Below are 21,554 nucleotides of genomic sequence, written 5' to 3'. Positions count from 1 at the left end.
TCGAGATACCGCCAGGGGGCGGACGGAACCGGCCCCGCGTACTCCCCCAGCGGTAGCCGACGGGTCTCTCGACGAGGGACGACACCGCCGGCCACGTGGGACACGATCCCCGTGAACCCCAATCCGCTGACCGAAGGGAACAAGAGCGTGCGCAAGGTATACGCCGCTTTAGCGGGACTGCTGCTCGCCGCCACCGTGGTGCAGATGTACCTCGCGGCCGTCGGCGCGTTCGACAAACCCCAGGACGACTCCTCGTTCGCCCTGCACAGCATGAACGGCATGATGATCATCCCGGTGCTGTCGCTGGTGGCCACCGCCGCCGCGGCGGCCGCCAGGGCGCCGGGACGCCAGATCGGGCTGACCGTCCTGCCCCTCGGGCTGATCATCGTGCAGGCGCTGATCGTCGCGCTCGGCGGCCTGTTCGACGACAGCACCGGCAACACGACGCCGCTGTCCCTGGTGATCCTCGGCCTGCACGCCATCAACGGCATGGCGATCATGGGCGTCTGCGGCATGGTGTTCCGCAATGCGCGGCGGCTCGTGTCGGCCGGTCCCGCACCGTCGGAGGACGCCGCGGAGGGCCGTCCGGTTCCCGCGTCATGACGACCGACCGGCTCATGGCGCTCGACCTGCTCGTCTCGGTCCTGACCGCGGCGGCGTGGATGAGCGCGGGCGTGGCCGCCGCGGCCCGCCGTCCGAGAACGGCCGCGGCCCTGTTCGCGGTGGCCCTGGTCGCGTCGCTGGCCCGGGTCTGGTCCGTCCTCGCGCTGGCCGGGGCCGGCTGGTGGTTCGTGCAGGAGAAGATCACCGTCGCCCTGCCGCTTCTCGTCGCGGCGGGCGCCGCGGCCACCGCACTCGCCGGACCGCGCCTGCTTCGCGCCGCCCGGCGAGCGGACGCGGCTTCGCGGGAAGCCGTCAAGGCTCCCGCGGTCGCGGTCCCGCTGCTCGGCGCCGGGTACGCCGCGACGGCCGGGATCGTGCAGACCTTCCTGATCGGATACCCGGCGGATCCGGGCACCGCTCTCCTTCTCCTGGCCGTGGCCGCGGGGGCCGTCCTGGGGACCTGGAGAGCGATGAGCACGCACGTCCCCGGGCTGCGGACGGCGACGGCGGTCACCGCCGTGGCGGCCGTGCTCGGAGGCACCCTCGTCTTCGTTCCCAGCGGGGAGACCACGGCGGAGGGCTCCGCCACCGGAGGGACCGCCGCGATGGCCGCCACCGGCTCCGGCTCCGGCTCCGGCTCCGGCTCCGGCTCCGGCTCCCACGAGCATCACTCCGCCTCGGAAGGATCCGCCTCCCTCATGGGAGCGGAGACCCGGCCGGTGACCGACCTGCGCGGCCCGACCGCGCCGCCGCCGGGCGGCGCCGTGCGCCGGTTCGAGCTGACGGCCCGTACGGCGACCGTCACGCTGTCCTCGGGGCGGAAGGTGCCGGCGTGGACCTTCAACGGCCAGGTCCCCGGGCCGCCGCTCACCGCCGTTCAGGGCGACCTCGTCGAGGTCCGGCTGCGCAACGCGGACATCACGTCCGGGGTGACGCTGCACTGGCACGGCTACGACGTGCCCTCGGGAGAGGACGGCGTGCCCGGCCTCACCCAGGAGGCCGTGCCGCCCGGCGGGGAGTTCGTCTACCGGTTCGTGGCCGCCCAGGTCGGAACGTACTGGTATCACACCCACGAGGTGTCCGACCTCGGCGTCCGCATGGGGCTCTACGGAACGCTCGTCGTGACGCCGAAGGGGACCGCGGCCGAGGGCCTGGACCTCACGCTGCCCGTGCACACTCTCGGCGGCGTGACGGTGACGGGCGACCGCGACCAACCCCTGGTCCGGCAGGCCGCGCCCGGCACGCCCGTACGGCTGCGCCTGATCAACACCGACAACACGCCGCATCGGTTCACGCTGGCGGGCACGCCCTACCGGCTGGTGGCGGTGGACGGGACGGACCTGAACGGGCCGGGCACGCTCGGCCGCGTCGGTCTGCGACTCGCGGCGGGCGGCCGGTACGACCTGGCGTTCACGATGCCGTCGGATCCCGTGCTCCTGCGCGTCGACGACCGCACCGACTCCGTACGCATCACCCCGGAGAGTGGACCGCCCGGCGACGCCGCCGCCGCCGCAAAGGGCGCGACCGCGAGCGCGACCGCCGATTCCGCTGTCGATTCCGGCGCCGTTCCCGCCGCCGGCGGCCAGACGGCGGGCTGGCCGGAGCTCGACCTGACGCGGTACGGCGCTCCCGCCCCCACGCCGTTCACCTCGCGAAGCCGCTTCGACCGGAACTTCACGCTCGTCCTCGACAGGGGGTTCGCGCTGACGAACGGCCGGCCGGCGTACGCGCACACAGTGAACGGCGCCGCCTTCCCCGACATCCCCACCGAAGTGGTCAGGGAGGGCGACCTGGTCCGGCTCACCGTGGTCAACCGCGGCCGGGAGACCCACCCCTGGCACCTTCACGGTCATCGGGTGCTCGTGCTCTCGCGTGACGGCCGCTCCGTCACGGGCAGCCCGCTGTGGCTCGACACCTTCGACGTACAGCCCGGCCAGGTGTGGGAGGTGGCCTTCCGCGCCGCCAACCCGGGGCTGTGGATGAACCACTGCCACAACCTCAGCCACGCCGACCTGGGAATGATGCTGCACCTGGCGTACGAGGGAGTGACCACGCCCTTCCACGGCGCGCACAGCGGGTGAGGGAATCACCCTTTTCCCCCGGTGTGTCGAGTAAAAAAACCAGGCGGGAATTCAACCGAGGTGTAAACGCTCGGTAATCAGATCAGAACTTCGGGTGAGCACCACTGGCCCGGATCCCCCCGGCCGGGCGTGGCGATGCCGACCGAGGGGAGAGATCGTGACAGTGGCGAAGAGCGGGGCGAAGAGCGCGGCGAAGAGCACGGCGAAGAGGATGGTTCCCGCGCTGGCGGCGTGGGCCGTCACGGGGTGGATCGTCGCAGGCCATCCCGCGCCGGCCCTCGCCGGGCAGGCCGGATCCGGCACCGGGGGGCGCCTCACCCCGGGGGTCGCGGCCGAGCCGGCCTCGGGACTCCGGGGGCATCCCGCCTCCGGAGTCGCGACGGTCCGGCCACCCGGCCCCGGTGACCCCATCGCGTCGGGACCTTACGGGCAGGTCGTGCACGAGGCCAGGCAGGGGCCCGGTCTCGTGTGCTCCTACCGGCTCCGGGGCGTGCACAAGGGGGGCTTCCTCAACGTGCGGGAGAGCGCGGGCGTCCGCCACGCCCGCGTCGCCACGCTGCGACCGGCCGACGGAGGCTTCTCCGGCGCCTGCACCGCCGCCAACGGATGGATCGCGGTGAAGACCGCCGCCGGGACCTCGGGTTTCGCCGCCGCCCGCTACCTCCACAGGATCGACCTGAGCGGACGGCCCTCGCTCTCGTGCGCCTACCGCCTCCGGCACGTGCGCAAGGGCAGCTTCCTCAACGTCCGCGAGGGCGCCGGCATCCGCCATGCTCGCGTCGGCACGCTGCGACCGGCCGGCGGGAACATCGCCGGAGCCTGCGACGCCACCCACGGCTGGGTGGCCGTGGACAGCGCCGGCGGCATTCCCGGATGGGCCTCCGCCCGCTACCTCCGCAGGGTGTGACGTCCCGGGCCGGAAGGCCCCGGACGCGCCGGCCGGCCCTCGCCGGACGCGGCGAATCCGTGCTGCCCCCGTCCCCGGTGTCCCCCTGGCCGGGGACGGAGGCCGCCGGCCTTTCGTTCCGATCACCTTGGGGCGCGCCCGTCCTGCCGTTGCCGGGGGGCCGTACGGCGGTGCAGGCCGATCAGCCCTTGATGGCCCCCGCGGTCAGGCCGCTGACGAGCTGACGCTCGGCCACGGCGTAGAAGCCGAGGGCGGGCAGCATCGCGACCACGATGTAGGCCATGACCCGTGCGACGTCCGTCGCATACTGCCCCTGGAACTGCTGGACGCCCAGCGGGATGGTGAAGAGACTGTCGTCGCTGAACACCACGAGCGGCAGCATGAACTGGTTCCAGCTGTTCACGACGGCCAGAACGGAGACCGTGGCGACCGCGGGCCGGGCCATCGGCAGCAGGATCCGCCAGAAGAAGCCGAACGACGAGCACCCGTCGAGGATCGCCGCCTCCTCGATCTCCCCCGGGATGGCCCGGAAGAAGCCGCGCAGGATGATGATCGTCATCGGCATGCCGAAGGCCGCCTGCGGGAGGATCACGCCGAGCGGGTTGTCGAGCAGCCCGAACATCCGCAGCAGCACGAACAGCGGCAGGATCGCCACCGCGAACGGGAACATGAGCCCGGCGGCGAACATCGTGAACAGCGCCTCACGCCCCCGGAAGGCGAAGCGCGCGAACACGTAGGCCGCCAGCGCGGACACCGCGACGACGACGACGGTGGTCAGCACCGCGATGTAGGTGCTGTTCCAGAGCATGCGCCAGAACGACCCCGAGGCGAGGATGCTCGCGTAGTTCTCCGGCACCCAGGGGGAGGGCAGGCCGATCGGGTTGCTCGAGAGCTGCCGGGTGGTCTTGAAACCGCCCAGCACACCGTAGAGCAGCGGGACACCGACGAACAACGCCGTGACCACGACGATCGCGTGCAGGGACAGGCTGCGCAGCGGACCGCCGGACGTCGGGGACTGCTTGTGGCGGTTGGCGCTCATCGCTGGTCTCGCAGCACGGTGGAGGCTCCTTCGAGATCACGGCGCATGACGTATCGCTGGTAGAGGACCGCGAACACGAGGCTGATGAGGAACATCACCACGCTGATCGCGCTCGCGTAGCCGACCTGGAAACGTTTGAAGCCGAACTGGAACATCGTGACGGCCATGGTCTCGGAGGAGTGCGAGGGGCCTCCGCCGGTGATGATCCAGATCAGATCGAACAGCTGGATCGCACCGATGACCGACAGGAACACACTGATGCGGATCGTGGGTCCGAGCAGCGGCAGCGTGACGTAGCGGAAGACGTTCCACCCTGTCGCGCCGTCGATCTGGGCGGCCTCGGTGAGCTCCTTCGGGATTCCCTGGCGCCCGGCGATGTACAAGATCATGTGGAAGCCGAAGTACTTCCACGTCATGACGATGAACACCGACATCATGACCGTCGACGGGTCGGCGAACCAGTCGAGCTGGTCGATCCCGAACCAGCCGAGAATGTAGTTGGCCAGGCCGTCCGTGGGCGAAAGGATCATCATGAACAGGACCGCGGTGATCGCCTCGGACAGCATGTACGGGGCGAAGAACAGCAGGCGGAAGAACGCCCGGCCGTAGATCCTCTGGTTGAGCAGCATGGCGATGCCCAGCGAGAGGGGCAGCTGTATCACCACCGACAAGATGATCAGCAGCGCGCCGTGCCACAGGTCGCCCAGGAAGACCTCGTCCGCCAGCAGGCGGGTGAAGTTCGCCATGCCGATGAAGTCGGTCGGCAGCCCGCGCATGCCGTTCCACTTGAACACGCTCGCGTAGAAGGCGAGCAGGATCGGCGCCACGACGAGCCCGAAGAAGAGCACGAGCGCGGGAAGCAGGAACAGAAGGATCGTGGTGAACCCCCGGAGCCTGAGGCTCCGGGGTCTCGTCGTCTTCACGCGACAGTTACTCCGACTTCGCGGTTTCCGTGATGGCCTGCGCCACCTGCTCGGGCGTCTTGGTCCCCCCGATCAGCTCGGCCACGGAGTCGTTGACCTCCTGGCCGACGGCCGGCGGGAACGCCTGGTCGAGGTAGAGCTGGAACCCGGAGGCCCCGGCGAGGTTCTTGGCGACCACGCTCAGGTTCGGGTCGGTGACCGCGTCCTCCTCGCCCTTCAGCACCGGAAGCAGGCCACCGGTCGCGACGGCCTTGCGGTGCTCGGCGCTGTCGGTGAGGAACTTCAGGAACTCGAGAGCCTCCGCGGGGGCGTCGGCCCCGATCGCGTAGCCGCCGCCGCCGCCGAAGGCGTCGGTGACCGCGCCCTGGCCGCCGTCGACTGCCGGGAAGGGGAAGAAGCCGAGGTCGTCGCCGAGGCCCTTGCCGGCGTCGTTCTGGACCGCGGGCGCCCACTGGCCCATCAGTTCCATGGCCGCCTTGCCGTCGCCCATCGTCGCGGCCTGGCCGCCCGGGTCGCCGTACGTCGCGCCGAGGTAGCCCTTCTGGAACGGCTGGAGATCGGCCAGTTCCTTGAGCTTCTGCCCCGCCTGGACGAAGGCCGGACCCGTGAAGTCCTTGCTGTCACCGGCCTGCTTGAGGGCGTCGAGGCCGCCGATCCGCATGGCGAGGTAGGCCCAGTAGTAGTGGCCCGGCCACTTGTCCTTTCCGCCGAGGGCTATCGGGGTGACGCCGGCCGCCTTGAGCTTCTTGACGTCGTCGATGAGCTGCGACCAGGTGCCCGGGGCCTCGGTGATTCCGGCCTTCTTGAACAGCGCCTTGTTGTACCAGAAGCCCACCATGCCGATGTCGTCCGGAATGGCGTACTGCTTGTCACCGACCTTGTACGCCGACAGCGCGGCGTCCGTAAAGGTGCCGAGCCAGGGGCCGGCGTCGGCGGTGAGGTCCTTGACCAGGCCCGCGTCCACCTGCTGGGCGAGCACGCCACCACCCCAGGTCTGGAAGATGTCGGGCGCCTTGCCGGACTGGGTGAGCGTCGTCAGCTTCGCCTTGAACGCCTCATTCTCGTAGGGAACGCTCTTGATCGTGATATTCGGGTGCGCCGCCTGGAAATCCTTGATCGCCTGAACGCCGTAGCTCTTCAGGGGGTCGGTGGTCCAGATATTCCAGAACTCGACGGTCACCTTGCCGCCGGCTGAGCTCTTGCTCTCGCCGGCGTCGTTCCCGGTACTACCACATCCCCCGAGGACCAGTGCCGACGCCGCTAAGAGCGCCGCACCTCGCCGACTCAACTTCACGGTGGTTTCCCTTCTGGATTCCGACCGAAACTTTCGGAACTTGTCCGATAGTTTCGCGATGGGGCAGACGTTACAGGGGGGTTAGGTTCATATCAACGGCTGTTGTGCACCTGTTACGCGCGCTCGGCGGCAAAGGAAAGTGCGGCCGGTCCACTACGCCCAAAAAGGATTGATCAGGAGTAATCAGGCGGCATTAACGGTCATCCGAAAATAAAAGGGGCGCCTACTCGGGCGCGGGCTGCGCGAGGAGCGAGGTACGCAAAGCCCACCCTGCCGCGAAACGTAAATCGCGCATAGCGCCATAAAACGCGCATACGCCAAGAAACCCGGACACTCCCGGGTGAGGAGCCAGTGAAAGCGTCAGTGGGCGGCGGCGGTCGGGCGCTTGCCGTACGCGTGCTTGACGAGCTCGATCAGGACTTCCTTGCCCGACTCCCGCCTGCGCGCGTCGCACAGCATGATCGGGACGTCCGGGCCGAGGTTGAGCGCGAGCTTGACCTCGTCCAGGTCGAAGACCGGGGCGCCCTCGAAGCAGTTGACCGCGACGACGAAGGGCGTGCCCCGCCGCTCGAAGTAGTCGACGGAGGGGAAGCAGTCGGCGAGCCTGCGGGTGTCGGCCAGCACGACCGCGCCGAGCGCGCCCCGGGCGAGCTCGTCCCAGACGAACCAGAACCGCTCCTGGCCGGGGGTGCCGAAGAGGTAGAGGACGAAGTCCTGCCCGATGCTGATGCGGCCGAAGTCCATGGCGACCGTGGTGGTCGCCTTCGCCTCGACGCCGGACAGATCGTCGACGCCGACGCTGCGGTCGGTCAGCGTCTCCTCCGTGCGCAGCGGCCGGATCTCCGACACCGCGCCGACCATCGTGGTCTTGCCCACTCCGAAGCCTCCGGCGATCAGCAACTTGATCGCCGTGGGCATCTTCGGCGGGTTCTTCCCGGAGTCAGAGCGCGCGAAGGCCATCGAGCACCGCCTTGTACATCCGCTCGTCGAGCACGTTCATCTCCGGTTGGGGCTGCTGCACGGCCACGAAACCCCGGTCGAACAGGTCGCCCAGGAGGACCCGGACGATCCCGGCCGGCAGCTCCAGATGGGCCGCGATCTCCGCGACCGACAGCGGCCTGCGGCACAGCCGCACGATCGCCTGATGCTCGGGGTCCAGCCCGATCTCGGCTCCCGTGGTGGGCCGGACGGTCACCGCGAGCGAGATGAGGTCGAAGCGATCCTGCGCCTCCGTACGGCCGCGCGCGATCACGTACGGCCGGATGGTCGGCGCGTCGAGTAAGCGCTCCTCGTCCGGGTTCCACTCGGTGTTCACAGGCGGACCTCTCTCCCGGTGGCCCGGTCGATCGTGGTCCGGGCGGGCGAGGTCAGGTACTGCCCGACGCGCACGACGAGCATGGCCATCTCGTAGGCCACCAGGCCGACGTCGGCGTCTCCCGAGCAGAGGACGGCCAGGCAGGCGCCCTGGCCCGCCACGGTCACGAGCAGGTAGGCCGACTTCATCTCCACGATGGTCTGCCGTACGGACCCGCCCTGGAAGCGTTCGCCGACTCCGCGCGCCAGGCTCTGCAGGCCGGAGGCGACGGCGGACAGGTGCTCGGCGTCCTCCACGAGAAGTCCCTGCGAGCCGGCCAGCAGCAGGCCGTCGGTGGACAGCACGATGCCGTGCTCGACCTCACGAATCCGTGCGACGAGGTCGTCGAGCAGCCATGCGAGGTCCGCGGAGGCACCGGTCTTCTGCGTCACAGGTTGTCCTCCTCGTCACTCAGCAGCTTCGCCGCCTCGGATCTGCCACGCCTCGTCCCCGACTGGAACGAGCCCATGATCTTGCGGATGTCGTCCGGCGAGCGATCCTCCTGGTCCTCCGCCTCGTCCCCGTTCGTCGACTCCTCGGCGAGCGCGGGGGCGAGATTGGCCTGCGGCACCCGGAAGGGCAGGCCCGACGGGGTGAACCCGGCCGACGACGCGGAACCGTCCGGATCGGCGCCGCCGGGCGGTGGGGCGCTCTGCACAGGCCTGGGCGGCTCGGGAGCCCTCGGCACAGGAACCACCTCCTGAGCTGGTTCGGGGGCCGCATCGGGCGCACCGACCAGCGCGATCCTCCGGGACCCGGGCTCCCGCCGCGGGAGCCCGGAACCGGTCTCCTCCTCGGGCAGGGCCTCCCCGCCCTCGATGACGAGGTCGCGCGGCAGCAGCACGACCGCGGTCGTGCCGCCGTACGGCGACGCCTTGAGCGACACCCTGATCCCGTGGCGCTCGGCCAGACGGCTGACGACGTACAGGCCCAGCCGGGCGGTGCTCGACAGGTTGAACTCGGGCGGGTCGGCGATCCGCTGGTTGGTCGCCTCCAGGTCCTCGGCGCTCATCCCGAGGCCGCGGTCCTCGATCTCGATCGCGTAGCCGCTGGCCACCACCTGGCCGCCCACCTGCACCATCGTGTACGGCGGGGAGAACGACACCGCGTTCTCGATCAGCTCGGCGAGCAGGTGGATGAGGTCGCCCACCGCGCGTCCGATGAGCGCGGTCTCCCCCATCGGCATCACGGTGACGCGGGTGTAGTCCTCGACCTCGGCCAGCGCGCCGCGTACGACGTCGACCATCGGCACCGAGCGCCGCCAGGCGCGGGCGGGGGACGCCCCCGACAGGACGATGAGGTTCTCGGCGTTGCGCCGCATGCGGGTCGCGAGGTGGTCGATGCGGAACAGGTCCTTCAGCTCCGCCGGGTCCGACTCGCGCCGCTCCATCACGTCGAGCAGCGTGAGCTGGCGGTGCACCAGCGACTGCGTACGCCGGGCGAGGCTGAGCAGGATGTCGCGGATGCTCTGCCGGAGCTGGGCCTCCTCGACGGCGGTGCGGATGGCGGTCTCCTGCACGGTGTTGAACGCCGCGCCCACCTGTCCGATGACGTCGGGGCCGAAGTCGAGCGGCGGCGCCTCGGCCTTGACGTCGACCTTCTCGCCCTGGGCGAGGCGGGCGACCACTCCGGGCAGCCGCTCGTTGGCCAGTTCGAGCGCGGCCTCGCGCAGCTTCTCCAGCTGACGCACCAGGGCCCGGGCCGTGGTGACCGACAGGACGATCGACGCGATGACCGCCACCAGGCCGAGGCCGCCGGCCAGCGCCAGACGGACGATGGCTCCGACGGCCACCGACGCGGCCCGGTCGACCAGGCCGACGCCGGCCTTCTCCACGGCGTCCTGCCGCTGGGAGAGAACGGTGTCCACGGCGCTGCGCCACTGGTCCTGGGACACCGGGAGTGTGGGGCTCAGGCGCCCGGCGCGCATGACCTGCTCTTCCATCACGCGCAGGCGGACGAAGGCCGGCCCGTCGGCCATCCGCTGGAAGGCGCTTCGATCCGCCGAGGGCAGTTCGCCCGCCGCCTGGTCCGTGAGGTAGCGCTGGGCGCCGACAAGCTGGGCGAAACGAGCCCGGTCCGCGTCGGTCAGCCGTCCTGCCGCGAGGGCCCCCGCCAGGAGCGCGTCCTCCTGCGCGAATATCTCCCGGGCGCGGGTCAGCTCGACCAGGGTGCGGGCGTCCTTCGCGACCGCCTCGTCGTCCAGCGTGGCGAGGGAGACGTACAGGCCGTAGATGGCGTCGGTCACGTCGGTGAACGCCCGCGCCGCCCGGTCGCGGTCGATCTGACCGGCGTCGATCTGCTTGCGCGCGCCTTCGAGCGCGGCCAGGCGCCGCCTGGTCTCGTCGAGGCGCGTCTCGAGGACGGGCGTCGCCGCCAGGCGGACGTTGTCGCCCGACGACATCTCCTTGAAGTTCTTGACGGCCGCGTCGCTGCGGCCGCGCTGCGCCTGCAGGTCGGCCCGCGGCACCTGTGCGGGATTGCCGAGGCGCACGAGCGTGAGCCGGCGCTCCTTCTGCAGTTCCACGAGCAACGGCTCACTGGGCTGGACGACGGCGTTGTCCAGCGTGCTCACCCACAGGAGGTTGACGCCTTCCCGCAGGGTCACCCATGCCGCAAACGCCCACAGCGCCGCGAGCGACAGCAGCAGAGCTGTCACCTTGGTCCGTACTCTGGAATTGCGGAAGCGCATGGGCCGTCCATCCTGTGAAGTGCGCAAAACCTGAAGAAGCTTCAGGATGATTGGTGCCGGTCGCCCCTCAAGGGCGAGAGCGTCTTTCCGCTGCGACGCTCTGGAACCTTAGCAATAGGGTCAAAAGCATTCAAGGCGACACTGCGCCCATACGGGGCTACATGTCCCATTTTATGGAACAATGGCCTATTTACTGCTTCCTCACAGGATTGTGACTGCGCTGGATAGCCGCCATGACCGCCGGGTCGCGCTGCGCGATATGGCAGGAGGCCACCACCGCCGCACGCACGACGGCCCCCGGGAGGTAGAGGTCCTTGTCATGCCACAGCGCCGGGTCCTCCGTGCCGGCCGATCGGGTCAGGAACAGGTATCCGCGCGCCGCCGCGTCCGCCCGCCGCTCGTCGTCGCCCGCGCCCGTCATGAGGAGGATCTGCAGGGCGTACGCCGTCTCCTCGCGCGTGCCGCTCCACCGCCCCCAGGAGCCGTCCTCGCGCTGCGTGCCGAGGACCCAGCGCACCGCCCGGCGCACGGCGGCGGCCGAGTCCGCGCCGCCGAACTCGTGCAGCGCGAGGGCGCAGCTCACCGTCGCGTAGTAGGGGGAGGCGTGCCAGCGGTCCGACCAGCTTCCGTCCGCCTTCTGGTGGTCGCGCAGCAGGCGGGCCAGCTTGACCATGCGTCCCTCGTAGCGGCCGGCCGCCTCGGGGTGGCGCTCGACGTACGCCCCGAACGCGTCGAGCACGTGCGCGTTGACGCTGGTCGACAGGCCCTGCTCGCCCGGCCAGGTGTGGAAGCACGTCTCCGCCTCGTACGCCAGCAGGCTCTCCGGCTCCAGGCGCACGCCCAGGAGTGCCAGCGCGTACAGGACGACCGAGGTGGTGTCCGCGTCCGGCGGGAGCCCCGCCCCGGCCGCCGTTCCTTCCTGCCCCACCGTCACGAAGAGGTCGGCGACCATCTCCGGGGGCGCGTCGAAGGGGACACCGGCGCGCGCCAGCCAGCTCAGGACCCAGCTCCGTTCGAAGAACGTGATGGGCAGGCCTACCGGGACCGGGCCGCCGTAACGACGTGCGACCGCCTCCAGATGGCGGCGCACCAGGGGACGACGGGGGTGCGCGGAACGGTCGCTCCACCCGGCCCTGTCCCCCAGCCAGGCGGCGGCCGCCGCGGGAGAGGCCCCGACCGTGCCGATCGCCGTGGGAACCAGGCCCGGCGCGTCCGAGGCCGCCTCCCCCGCGACCTCGAGCGCGTGCAGCAGCTTCTGCGGTACGTCGGCGCCCGACCTGAGCGCGCCCCTGAGCCGGGCGAGTGTGGCGGCCTCCATGCCCGGCGGCACGGTCAGGCGTACGGAGGGCAGCCCGAGGTCCGGCGCCTCGCGCAGATGGTCCTCGATGAGAGCGATCAGCGAGGGGACGATGAGCTCGACCGCGGGGGTGTCCGGCAGCGAGGGGCCGCCGGACGTCGCCAGGACGTGCGGCAGCGCGAGGAGCGCCCGTTTCACCGGTTCCACCAGCGACGTGTCGCCGGTGTGCCGGAGCCGGGAGAGCAGGGCCTCGGCCGCGCTGAGGGTCGGCACGAGCGCGTAGCCGTCCGGGGCGCCCCAGGCGCCGTCCGGCCGCTGCCGCGCGAGCAGGTAGTCGATCCGCTCCGCGTGTCCCGTCAGCCAGGGTGCGAGCGCGACCACCCGGCCCGTCTCGTACACCGAGGCGGACACCTCGCCCCAGGGGCGGAGCATGAGGCCGGACACGAGTTCGCCGGCCAGGACGCCGGTGTCCAGCGGCGGCGCGCCGAGGGCGAGGTCGTTCACGCTCACTGCCCGCTCCAGTAGTCGGTAAGGCGGTAGAAACCCGCACTGAAGCCGATCTGGCGCTCCAGATAGGCGGCGGCCCGCGGGCAGGGCCCCTTCAGAGGCTCGATCTGTTCCCGGCATCGGGCGACGAGTCCGGTGATCAACTCGGTCACCTCCGCGTGGCCGATGCCGAGGGTCAGCACGTTGAGGTCTCCCGAGACCAGGTCCCGTTCATACGACGCGAGATCGTTGAGCAGCCGGAGCACCTGCTGCACGAGCGCGCCGGCCGTGGTCAGCGCGCCGATGTGCTCGATCGCCTGCATGTCGCGGCTGTAAATCCAGTAGGAGACGTTGACGAAAGACGCGGCCGTGCTGTCGGCGTTTCCGAGATATTCCGGAACACCGGGCAGAGGGCCCCCCTCGGACGCCGACGCGCGCCATTCCCATTCCCGCGTCATCGCGACGAGAAAACGCGCAAGGCTTTCGCTCCAAATCGCGCGCATTCCGGAGAATTCGGGTACGGAATTCAGATCGCGCGCGATGTCGGCGAGAAATTCGGCGAGCTGCGTGGCCGGAATGCCGTCGTCGCCGGACGCGGTCCGCAGGCAGCTCGACAGGAGATCGTCCAGGTCGGCGCGGGATCTCGTGACATCGTCCACCTGCCAGTCGGCGGCGAACACCCACAGTGCCACCCTGGTCAGAAAACGCAACTGATCGGCCGTGGACCACGGCGCGCCGAAGGCGTTGGCCAGGCAGAGCCCGGCGAACAGGCTCGGGCCGAACCTGTCGGCGGGAAAGAGCCCGGGATATCGTGCCGCCTGATTCGTCAGGTCTCGTTGACAGGCCAGAGCGAGACCGACCGTCCTGCCCTGATCCGCGGTCGTCTCGATCTCGTCGATCTGTATAGGCGACATGACACCCTTTCCGGCGAACAACCCTTCTCCTGCGTCCCGCCCCACACGGGCGTGCACGTCTAGGCGTGGGGGAGCAGGCGCAACTCCACCGTCTCCTTCGGCCGGACGGAGCCCGCCGGGACGGCGGTATACGGCCCCGGGTTCAGCAGGACCGGCCTGAACCTGCGCAGCAGGCAGGCGAGGAGGAGCGGCGCCTCCACGTAGAACAGGTGGAGCCCGAGACACACGTGCGGACCACCGCCGAAGGGGAAGTAGGCGTAGCGGTGCCGGCGCTCCCCCGTGTCCTGGGTGAACCTCTCCGGATCGAAGTCCAGCGGCCGATCCCAGAACTCGTCGAGCCGGTGCGTGACGTACGGACTGATCAGGATCTGCGAACCGGCCTCGACCCGGGTGCCGCCGATCTCGTCGGGAGCGACCACCATGCGCGGGAACATCCACCCCGAGGGGTACAGGCGCAGGAGTTCCTGCAGCACGGCTTTCATGTACCGCAGCCGCGGCAACTGCTCCGGATCGACGGGGCCCGTCCCGACGACCTCGTCCACCTCGTCGTACAGGCGCGCGGTCACGTCCGGATGGGCGTGGAGAAGCGGCCAGAGCCAGGTCAGCGCCGTCGCCGTGGTCTCCGCGGCCGCGCCGTAGATGCTGGCGAGATCGTCGCGCATCTGCCGCTCACCCGATCCGTCCCCCTCTGGTCCGCGGGCACGGGCGAGCGCGGAGACGATGTCGCCGCCCTCGCCCGGGTTGCGCAGTGCCTCCCGGACCAGCGGCAGCAGCACGCTGTCGATCGTCTTCACCGCGCCCGCGAAGGCCCGGTCGCCCGGAACGGGCACCGAGTAGGGGATGAAGGGCATGAACAGCCGGAAGGTGAAGGACGACGCGGCGGTCGCGTACGCGGGAGCGAGCTTCTCGGCGTCCTTCAGCGGGATCTTGTCACCGAACAGGACATGGATGACCGCGCGGTTCGCCATACGGGCCAGTTCCTCGCCGATGTCCACCGGCCGCCCGTCGAGGGCATGGGGCGTCAGCTCGTCAAGGCATTCCTCGATCGCCTGCACCATGCCCTGGGCCAGCGAGTTCACGTACCTCGCGGTGAACAGCGGCTGCAGGATCTTCCTGCTGGACTCCCAGCCGGGGCCGTCGCTGATGATGCTGTTCCCGGCCACCCGCTCCAGGGGTTTCCAGAACATGCCGTCGCGGACGTAGTTCGTCCAATTGCCGCGCAGAACGTGCTGCACGTGGTCGGGATGGCTCACGAGGTACGGACGGAACGGCCCCAGGTTGATCCGCACCACGTCACCGCGGACCTGCCTGCCGAAATCGGCAAGCGCGTTCACGGGATCGCGGAGTAGAGGGGGCAGAGCGCGATAGAGGGGAAGGGATCGAGGGGCGTCACTTGAGCGAAAGCCGGTATCGGTAGACATCGCGGTTTGTCTCCCACCTGCTGGCGGCGCCCGCAAGCTCGCGCTGGTCGTGCTCGTGAGGGCGCGGGCGTGGATCACTTACTCGTCGCGGTCCGGACAGTCGGCCGGCAGAGCCGGCAATCTCCCCTCGCTCTCTCTTACGGCGTTCCTCGCCACGTGAGCCCTCTCGGCCTCTCTGGCGTCACTTCGGGCAGTATCACATGATCCACTCGTATTGATCAACTTTGCAGGTCAGTGATGCTTTTATGCCCGTGTGGTCCTAGATGCGGGTTAAAGCCAGATTTGTCGTTAGAGACAGGTTTGACGCCCTGGAGAAAAGGGAAAGGCCGGGCCTCCACGGCGGCCCGGCCTCTCACAGTGCGTCGTCAGGCGTGGCTGGTCACCAGCAGCGCGATGCCCACGAGGATGACGATGGGAATCAGCCACACCACGACCTCGCCGAGGAACTCCTTGTACATGGGGCCGATCCTCTCGGTGACGTGCGAAAAGTTGATCCCACGCAGCATATTCGCTCGTGCCCGGCGGTGGAACACGGCACCGTCCCCCGGCCGCGGACGGCAGAGGCCACTGTGCCCGGGGAGACCGGACGAGCCGGAAGCGACGCCCGCGTGTGCGCCGCCATTCACCGGATGAAACGTACATGCATCACCCCTGGTCAGGGCTTTTGCCGCGCCTCGTCCCTGGGCCGGTGGCGGGCCGCTCTCTAGCATCGCGCCGGACGGCACGGGAGAGGGACACGATGTCGAGGATGAGTGCGGCGATGGCGGCCCTGCTCGTGGTGCTCGGGCTGCTCGTCGTCCGGCCTGCCGAGGCGGCCACGGTGCGGATCATGCCCCTGGGCGACTCGATCACCGGATCGCCCGGCTGCTGGCGGGCCCTGCTGTGGAACAAGCTGCAGAACGGCGGCTTCACCGACGTCGACATGGTGGGGACACTGCCCGCCCAGGGGTGCGGGGTGCCGTACGACGGCGACAACGAGGGCCACGGCGGCTACCTCGTCACGAACGTCGCCGACCAGAACCAGCTCCCGGGCTGGCTCTCTGCGACCCGTCCCGACATCGTGATGATGCACTTCGGCACCAACGACGTGTGGAGCAACAAGCCGACCGGCACGATCCTCGCGGCGTACGGCACGCTCGTCGACCAGATGCGGGCGAGCAACCCGAACATGAAGATCCTCGTCGCACAGATCATCCCGATGAACCCGAGCACCTGCCCCGAGTGCGCGCAGCGGGCCGTCGCCCTGAACAGCGCGATTCCGGGCTGGGCCGCCGCGAAGACCACGACGGCCTCCCCGATCGTGGTCGTCGACCAGTGGACCGGCTTCAGCACGAGCGCGGACACCTACGACGGCGTGCACCCCGACGACAGCGGCAACCAGAAGATGGCGGACAAGTGGTATCCCGCCCTGTCGGCCCTGCTCGGCGGCGCGCAGCCGTCCCCCAGCCCGAGTCCGAGTCACAGCCCCAGCCCGAGTCACAGTCCCAGTCCCTCGCCGACCCGGTCGCCTTTTCCGTCTCCGTCGCCGTCCAGGTCGCCGTCCCCCTCGCCCTCGCCGACCCGGTCGCCGTCCCCCTCGCCCTCGCCGTCTCCCTCGCCCTCCTCCGGCCCCTCCGGCTGCGGCGCGACCTACACGATCACCAATCAGTGGGGCGGCGGCTTCCAGGGCGAGGTCACGGTCAGGAACACGGGCGCCGCGTCCATCAGCGGCTGGACCGTCACCTGGACCTTCGCCGACGGGCAGCGGGTGACCCAGGCGTGGGGCGGCAAGGCCACGCAGACCGGGGCGAGCGTCACCGTGCGGAACGAGAGCTGGAACGGCTCCCTCGGCGCCGGCGCGAGCACCACGCTGGGCTTCATCGCCTCCTGGAACGCGTCCAATTCCGCCCCCGTGCCCACCTGCGCGGCCGCCTGACCTCGACCGGGCCGCGCCGCCCGCCGCGCGGCGGCCCGGCCGGCAGGCACGCGCCCCAGGTGCCCGATGTCCCTGGGCCCGATGTCCCCAGGCCCGATGTCCCTAAGTGGCCGATGTCCCCAGGTGCCCGATGTCCCCAGGTGCCCAGACCGGCTCTGTCAGCGGTAGCCGGTGACGTCGGCGGGCCGGCCGGCGTCCTGGACCTCCACGAGATATCGCCAGCAGTCGGGGCGGCTGCCGTCCACGTCGGTGAAGCCGTACACCTGGGCCAGTTGGCCGCTGGACAGCGACTGCCCGTTCCAGCGGCTCGCCTCCGGGTCGGCGGCCAGGGCCGCCACCGCGCGTCCGACGAAGGCCGGGCTCTCGGAGATGGCGAAGTGCGGCACTTTGGCCAGCGCATCACGCCAGTCGGCCTCCGTCACGCCGAAGTGCTCCAGCATGAGCTCCGAACGCAGCCAGCCCGGCGTGAGCGACACCGCGGTCGCCCCGTGCGGCGCCAGTTCCTTGGCCTGGGCGAACGCCATGCGGTTCACGGACGTCTTCGCGAGGTCGTAGAAGAACGAGACGCGGTAGTTGGCCACGTTGTAGTCCGCCGTGCCGTCGGTGACCTCCACCACCAGGCCGCCGGGCTTGCGGATCAGCAGCGGCAGCGCGTAATGGCTGGTGATGATGTGCGTGTCGACCGCCAGCCGCAGGATGCGCAGGCCGTCGTCGAGCGAGTGCTCCCAGAGCCGGTCGGTCCAGCTGAACAGCAGCTCGCCGCCCCAGATGTCGTTGACCAGCACGTCGAGCGCGCCCTGCTCGGCGTCGATCCGCGCCACGAGGGCCCGCACCTGCTCCCGGTCGAGGTGGTCCACCGGCACGGCGATCCCCCGCCCGCCCGCGGCGGTCACCAGCTCGGCCGTCTCCTCGATCGTCTCCGGCCGGTTCATCTCCGAGCGCCGCTCACGGGTGCTGCGGCCGGTCACGTAGACCGTCGCCCCCGCCGCGCCCAGCTCGATCGCGATGCCGCGTCCCGCACCCCGGGTCGCCCCGGCGACCAGTGCGACCTTCCCCACCAGGCTGCCCGTCATGAGACGGCATGGTGGCACACGCCACCGACAGAACACGGGGACCGCGACAGAACACCGGGCCCGCCGCTTGACCGCGATCCCTGGGGGCAGAGCGTGCTTTCAGCTAGGGTGCTGATCGCGATCCCGGAGGAGGACGGCATGAGCGAATATGCGGCGACTTTTCAACTTATCGACGCCGACAGGGACGGGCGGATCTCCGCCGAGGAGCTCGTACGCCTGATGGAGGTGCTCGGCCGGCCGCTGACACTTCAGGGGGCGCAGGGTGCGATCGACAGGGTCGACGCCGACCGCGACGGCCTGATCGATCTGGAGGAGTTCGGCGCCTGGCTGAGCAGCGCGGATCAGGGTTGAGCAGCGCTCAGCGGGCGTTGAGCCGGCGCTGAAAGGCGACGACGAGTTCTGGGGCGCGGTGCCGGCAGGCGTCGCGAGGCTGCTGCGTCCCCGCATCGGCGACGTCGCCGATCAGATGATCACGGAGATCCAGCGGCGGGTGCCCGAATACGCCCGCCCGGACGACGAGATCTACATCAAGGTCCTGCGGCTGTCGGTCAACCAGGCGCTGCAGGGGTTCCTGGAACGCATCGAGAATCCGCGCGCTCCATGGGACCCCGAGGTCTTCCGGACGATCGGCAGGGGCGAGGCCTCCGAGGGGCGCGGCCTCGAACCCTTCCAGACCGCGATGCGGCTGGGCGCGCGGGTGGCGTGGCGGCGGCTCACCGAGCAGTCCGAGCAGCTCGACCTCGACCCGAGGACGCTGTACGACCTGGGCGAGGCCATCTTCGTCTACCTCGACCAGCTCGCCGACGCGGCGGCGCAGGGCTTCGCCGAGGCGCGGGCGCACGCGGCGGGCGAGATGGAGCGCCGCCGCCGGCGGCTGCTCGACCTGCTGCTCACCCGTCCGGCGGCCTCGCCGGAGGCCGTCGCCGACCTGGCCAGGGCGGTCGGCTGGCGGCTCCCCCGCACGGTCGCCGGGGTGGCGCTGGAGGAACGCGACGGCGGCTCTCCCCTGCCGGTGCTGCCGCCGGACGTGCTGACCGGGCTCGACCGCAACGCCCCGTGTCTCGTGGTGCCGGACCCGGGCGGCCCCGGGCGGGTGCAGGCACTGGAGAGCGTCCTGCGCGGATGGCGGGCCGCGATCGGCCCCGCCGTGCCGCTCGCCGCCGCCGCGGACTCGCTCGGCTGGGCCAGGGAGGCCCTCGACCTCGGCACCCGCGGCATCCTGCCCCGGCGGGGACTGCTGCGCTGCGCCGACCACATGGCCACGCTGGTCGTCTTCAAGGACGAGGACCTGGTGGCCGCCCTGGCGGAGGTGCGCCTCGCGCCCCTCGCCCACCTGCCCCAGAGCCGGCAGGACCGCCTGGCCGAGACCCTGCTCGCCTGGCTGTGTCACGGCCGGGGCGTCGCGGAGGTCGCCGCGGCGCTCCACGTCCACCCGCAGACCGTGCGGTATCGCCTGCGCCAGATTGAGCAGCTGTACGGCGACGCGCTCTCCGACCCCGACGTCCGGTTCGAGTTGGAGATCGTCCTGCGCGCCCGCCAGGCCCGCCAGGCCCGCCAGGCCCGCCAGGGCACGACCTAGGCGCCCGCCGGCCGCCCTCCCTACGGCATGGTGCCGCCGCTGGTGCGCAGGCCCCGCGCCACCGGCCGCCTGTGCAGGCCGAACCGCGCCTCCGGCTCCCGCGCGCCGTCGAGGATCTCCGCCACGTATCCGGCCAGGGCCGGGGCGTGCTTGAAGCCGTGCCCGGACTCGCCGCCGAGCAGCCAGACGCCGTCATCGATCTCGGCGATGATCCACTCGGCGTCCCTGGTCAGCGCGTACTGGCAGACCTGGCTGAACACCACCGGCGCGCCCACCAGCGAAGGGAACCGCCTGGCCAGGTAGGCGCGCGCCTGCTCCTCGGTGTGCCGCAGCACCCGCCTGCCGCCGCTCTCCGCGTCGTACGGCTCGCCCTCGGCGTCGCCGGTGACCTTCATCCCCATGCCGTCCAGGTCGCCGTGCCCGTACGCCGACAGGTCGTAGTCGCAGAACGCGGGCAGCGGCGGCGTGGTCCAGTCCCTGGGCACCCCGAAGTGGAAGGTGTCCTGCCGCGTCACCTCGACGTGTCCCGCCTCGTGCGGGAACAGCCGCGGCAGCCACGCGCCGCACGCCCACACCACGCGGTCCGCCGTCAGCACCTCGCCGTCCGCCACGACCCCGGCGCCGCGTCCGTACGGCACGGCACGGGCGCGGACCTGCCGGACGCCGGCCGCGCCGGCCAGGCGCGCGGTCACCTGCGTCGCCCGCCGGGCCCGCAGCACTCCGGCGTTCGGCTCCCACAGCACGAAGGCGAGGTCGTCGCCCCGCAGGCCGGGAAACCGCCGCGCCGCCTCGGCCGGGTCGAGCATCTCGCAGGGGATGTCCAGCCGCTCGAGCACCCGGGCGCTGCGCGTCTCCCAGCCGTCCGGGTCGCGGGCGAACCACATCAGCCCCGACTCGACGTACAGCTCCTCGCCGCTCCGCCGTTCCAGCCGGCGCCAGTCGTCGCGGGCCTGCCAGGCCAGTCGGGGATACCAGTCGTCCGAGCCGTGCGCGCAGCGCAGCAGGCGGGTCTCCCCGGCGCTGGCCTGACGCACGTGGCCCGGCGCGTACTGCTCGACGAGCGTCACCCGCCAGCCCTCGTCGGCCAGCCGTAACGCCAGCGACGCCCCCCAGATCCCCGCCCCCACGACGATCGCCGACTTCATCCACCACTCCTTGATCGCGGACGGACCTACGTCCGACGTAGGCTACGTCGAATGTGGTTTTCGCCTACAGGCGCACCGGTGCCGCGATAATCGGAGCATGATGGCGGCCGAATCGGCGCAGACGCTCGAACGGGGCTTGCGGCTGTTGCGACTGCTCGCCGACGCGAACAGGGGCCGCACGCCGACCGAGCTCGCCCAGGAGCTGGGCCTGAGCCGGCCGATCGTCTACCGCCTCCTGACGACCCTGCAGGCCGAGGGCTTCGCCCGGCGGGACGCGCACGGCCGCGTGCACCTGGGCTTCGGGGTGCTCGTGCTGGCCCAGGCCGTGCACCCCCTGCTGCGGGCGGCGGCGCTGCCGACGCTGCGCGCGCTCGCCGAGCAGGCGGGAGCGACCGCGCACCTGACCATGGCCGAGGGCGACGAGGGCCTGGCGGTCGCGGTGGTCGAGCCGTCGTGGACCGACTTCCACGTCGCCTACCGGGAGGGCTCGCGCCATCCGCTGACGCGCGGCGCGGCCGGGCTGGCGCTGCTCGCGCGGCGCGAGGGCCGCACCGAGCCGCCGCTGCACACGAGCAGCGGGCACCTCCAGGAGGGCGCGCAGGGCATCGCGGCGCCGATTCCGGGCCTGCCGTGGCTGGAGGCGTCCGTCGGGGTGGTCAGCTTCACCGATCTCGACGCGGACAAGGTGGGCCCACTGGTCTTGGAGGCCGCCTGCCGACTCACGTCCGCCCTGTCCGAGCCCCCGCGCTGACGGTCGCCGTTCCAGCAGCCGGGGCTCGGCGCGCTCGTGGCCGCCGTCTTGACATTCCGGGCGGCATGACGAATCGTCGTACA

Annotated in this window: 19 protein-coding genes; 7 read left to right on the top strand and 12 right to left on the bottom strand. The window is 70.9% G+C overall.

The genetic code is table 11. The features are described from left to right. Positions 1-111 precede the first annotated feature (111 nt). The 3 genes from ACGFIB_RS32240 (at position 112) to ACGFIB_RS32230 (ending at position 3,591) form a co-directional block, all read left to right on the top strand. Positions 112-603 carry a DUF6220 domain-containing protein gene (locus tag ACGFIB_RS32240; RefSeq protein WP_357241019.1) on the top strand — a complete coding sequence of 164 codons (492 nt, stop codon included), beginning with the start codon at positions 112-114 and terminating at the stop codon, positions 601-603. After that, complete coding sequence (locus ACGFIB_RS32235; RefSeq protein ID WP_357241022.1) at positions 600-2,684, top strand: multicopper oxidase family protein; 2,085 nt, start codon at positions 600-602, stop codon at positions 2,682-2,684. Before ACGFIB_RS32240 ends, ACGFIB_RS32235 begins: the two co-directional genes overlap by 4 nt. Positions 2,685-2,841: 157 nt before the next feature. Beyond that, a complete protein-coding gene (locus ACGFIB_RS32230) occupies positions 2,842-3,591 on the top strand; it encodes an SH3 domain-containing protein (RefSeq protein WP_357241025.1) in 750 nt (249 codons plus the stop codon). Positions 3,592-3,772: 181 nt separating this feature from the next. On the opposite strand, the gene ACGFIB_RS32225 is transcribed toward ACGFIB_RS32230, so the two are convergent. From ACGFIB_RS32225 to ACGFIB_RS32180, 10 genes are all read right to left on the bottom strand, one after another. Then, the gene (locus ACGFIB_RS32225) at positions 3,773-4,630 is read right to left on the bottom strand and encodes a carbohydrate ABC transporter permease (RefSeq protein WP_393376862.1); all 858 of its coding nucleotides are present in this window, start codon (positions 4,628-4,630) and stop codon (positions 3,773-3,775) included. Next, positions 4,627-5,553, bottom strand: coding sequence for a carbohydrate ABC transporter permease (locus ACGFIB_RS32220; protein ID WP_142574943.1), 927 nt, complete (start codon positions 5,551-5,553; stop codon positions 4,627-4,629). The genes ACGFIB_RS32225 and ACGFIB_RS32220 overlap by 4 nt, the downstream gene beginning before the upstream one ends. A 7-nt stretch (positions 5,554-5,560) precedes the next feature. Further along, a complete protein-coding gene (locus ACGFIB_RS32215) occupies positions 5,561-6,847 on the bottom strand; it encodes an extracellular solute-binding protein (protein ID WP_191053837.1) in 1,287 nt (428 codons plus the stop codon). Positions 6,848-7,207: 360 nt separating this feature from the next. Continuing rightward, on the bottom strand, positions 7,208-7,807 hold the full coding sequence (locus ACGFIB_RS32210) for a GTP-binding protein (RefSeq protein ID WP_142574945.1): 600 nt from the start codon (positions 7,805-7,807) through the stop codon (positions 7,208-7,210). Continuing rightward, positions 7,788-8,162, bottom strand: coding sequence for a DUF742 domain-containing protein (locus ACGFIB_RS32205; protein ID WP_393376860.1), 375 nt, complete (start codon positions 8,160-8,162; stop codon positions 7,788-7,790). Before ACGFIB_RS32205 ends, ACGFIB_RS32210 begins: the two co-directional genes overlap by 20 nt. Beyond that, the gene (locus ACGFIB_RS32200) at positions 8,159-8,593 is read right to left on the bottom strand and encodes a roadblock/LC7 domain-containing protein (protein WP_142574947.1); all 435 of its coding nucleotides are present in this window, start codon (positions 8,591-8,593) and stop codon (positions 8,159-8,161) included. The genes ACGFIB_RS32205 and ACGFIB_RS32200 overlap by 4 nt, the downstream gene beginning before the upstream one ends. Then, the gene (locus ACGFIB_RS32195; protein ID WP_393376858.1) at positions 8,590-10,857 is read right to left on the bottom strand and encodes a sensor histidine kinase; all 2,268 of its coding nucleotides are present in this window, start codon (positions 10,855-10,857) and stop codon (positions 8,590-8,592) included. The genes ACGFIB_RS32200 and ACGFIB_RS32195 overlap by 4 nt, the downstream gene beginning before the upstream one ends. Positions 10,858-11,080: 223 nt before the next feature. Then, positions 11,081-12,697, bottom strand: coding sequence for a prenyltransferase/squalene oxidase repeat-containing protein (locus ACGFIB_RS32190; RefSeq protein ID WP_357241034.1), 1,617 nt, complete (start codon positions 12,695-12,697; stop codon positions 11,081-11,083). Beyond that, positions 12,694-13,608 carry a terpene synthase family protein gene (locus ACGFIB_RS32185; protein WP_393376856.1) on the bottom strand — a complete coding sequence of 305 codons (915 nt, stop codon included), beginning with the start codon at positions 13,606-13,608 and terminating at the stop codon, positions 12,694-12,696. Before ACGFIB_RS32185 ends, ACGFIB_RS32190 begins: the two co-directional genes overlap by 4 nt. A 38-nt stretch (positions 13,609-13,646) precedes the next feature. Beyond that, positions 13,647-14,921 carry a cytochrome P450 gene (locus ACGFIB_RS32180; RefSeq protein WP_393376855.1) on the bottom strand — a complete coding sequence of 425 codons (1,275 nt, stop codon included), beginning with the start codon at positions 14,919-14,921 and terminating at the stop codon, positions 13,647-13,649. Between the two features lie 835 nt (positions 14,922-15,756). Between ACGFIB_RS32180 and ACGFIB_RS32175 the strand changes: the two genes are divergently transcribed. After that, the gene (locus tag ACGFIB_RS32175) at positions 15,757-16,923 is read left to right on the top strand and encodes a cellulose binding domain-containing protein (protein ID WP_393376853.1); all 1,167 of its coding nucleotides are present in this window, start codon (positions 15,757-15,759) and stop codon (positions 16,921-16,923) included. A gap of 158 nt (positions 16,924-17,081) precedes the next feature. Here the strand turns inward: ACGFIB_RS32175 and ACGFIB_RS32170 are convergent, their stop codons facing one another. Further along, a complete protein-coding gene (locus tag ACGFIB_RS32170; protein WP_393376851.1) occupies positions 17,082-17,996 on the bottom strand; it encodes an SDR family oxidoreductase in 915 nt (304 codons plus the stop codon). 108 nt (positions 17,997-18,104) lie between these two features. Between ACGFIB_RS32170 and ACGFIB_RS32165 the strand changes: the two genes are divergently transcribed. Then, positions 18,105-18,347, top strand: a complete 243-nt coding sequence (locus ACGFIB_RS32165) for an EF-hand domain-containing protein (protein ID WP_357025629.1) — start codon at positions 18,105-18,107, stop codon at positions 18,345-18,347. A gap of 58 nt (positions 18,348-18,405) precedes the next feature. Next, positions 18,406-19,575 carry a PucR family transcriptional regulator gene (locus tag ACGFIB_RS32160; protein ID WP_393376849.1) on the top strand — a complete coding sequence of 390 codons (1,170 nt, stop codon included), beginning with the start codon at positions 18,406-18,408 and terminating at the stop codon, positions 19,573-19,575. A gap of 20 nt (positions 19,576-19,595) precedes the next feature. Here ACGFIB_RS32160 and ACGFIB_RS32155 read toward each other — a convergent pair whose 3' ends face one another. Beyond that, positions 19,596-20,720 carry an NAD(P)/FAD-dependent oxidoreductase gene (locus ACGFIB_RS32155; RefSeq protein ID WP_393376848.1) on the bottom strand — a complete coding sequence of 375 codons (1,125 nt, stop codon included), beginning with the start codon at positions 20,718-20,720 and terminating at the stop codon, positions 19,596-19,598. Positions 20,721-20,817: 97 nt separating this feature from the next. Here ACGFIB_RS32155 and ACGFIB_RS32150 point away from each other — a divergent pair, with 97 nt between their 5' ends. After that, a complete protein-coding gene (locus ACGFIB_RS32150) occupies positions 20,818-21,471 on the top strand; it encodes an IclR family transcriptional regulator (RefSeq protein WP_223854277.1) in 654 nt (217 codons plus the stop codon). The last annotated feature ends 83 nt before the right edge of the window (positions 21,472-21,554 follow it).

Source organism: Microbispora bryophytorum (assembly GCF_043197435.1).
In the GTDB taxonomy this organism is placed as follows: Bacteria; Actinomycetota; Actinomycetes; order Streptosporangiales; family Streptosporangiaceae; genus Microbispora; species Microbispora bryophytorum.
The sequence above is the reverse complement of the archived record's forward strand: the minus strand, read 5'-3'. Positions and strand labels throughout refer to the sequence as shown.

Bases quoted from the DNA above. Each gene is read 5' to 3' on its own strand.
- ACGFIB_RS32235 (WP_357241022.1), top strand. From the start codon at position 600: ATGACGACCGACCGGCTCATGGCGCTCGACCTGCTCGTCTCGGTCCTG.
- ACGFIB_RS32225 (WP_393376862.1), bottom strand. From the start codon at position 4,630: ATGAGCGCCAACCGCCACAAGCAGTCCCCGACGTCCGGCGGTCCGCTG.
- ACGFIB_RS32210 (WP_142574945.1), bottom strand. From the start codon at position 7,807: ATGGCCTTCGCGCGCTCTGACTCCGGGAAGAACCCGCCGAAGATGCCC.
- ACGFIB_RS32175 (WP_393376853.1), top strand. From the start codon at position 15,757: ATGAGTGCGGCGATGGCGGCCCTGCTCGTGGTGCTCGGGCTGCTCGTC.
- ACGFIB_RS32170 (WP_393376851.1), bottom strand. From the start codon at position 17,996: ATGACGGGCAGCCTGGTGGGGAAGGTCGCACTGGTCGCCGGGGCGACC.
- ACGFIB_RS32155 (WP_393376848.1), bottom strand. From the start codon at position 20,720: ATGAAGTCGGCGATCGTCGTGGGGGCGGGGATCTGGGGGGCGTCGCTG.
- ACGFIB_RS32150 (WP_223854277.1), top strand. From the start codon at position 20,818: ATGATGGCGGCCGAATCGGCGCAGACGCTCGAACGGGGCTTGCGGCTG.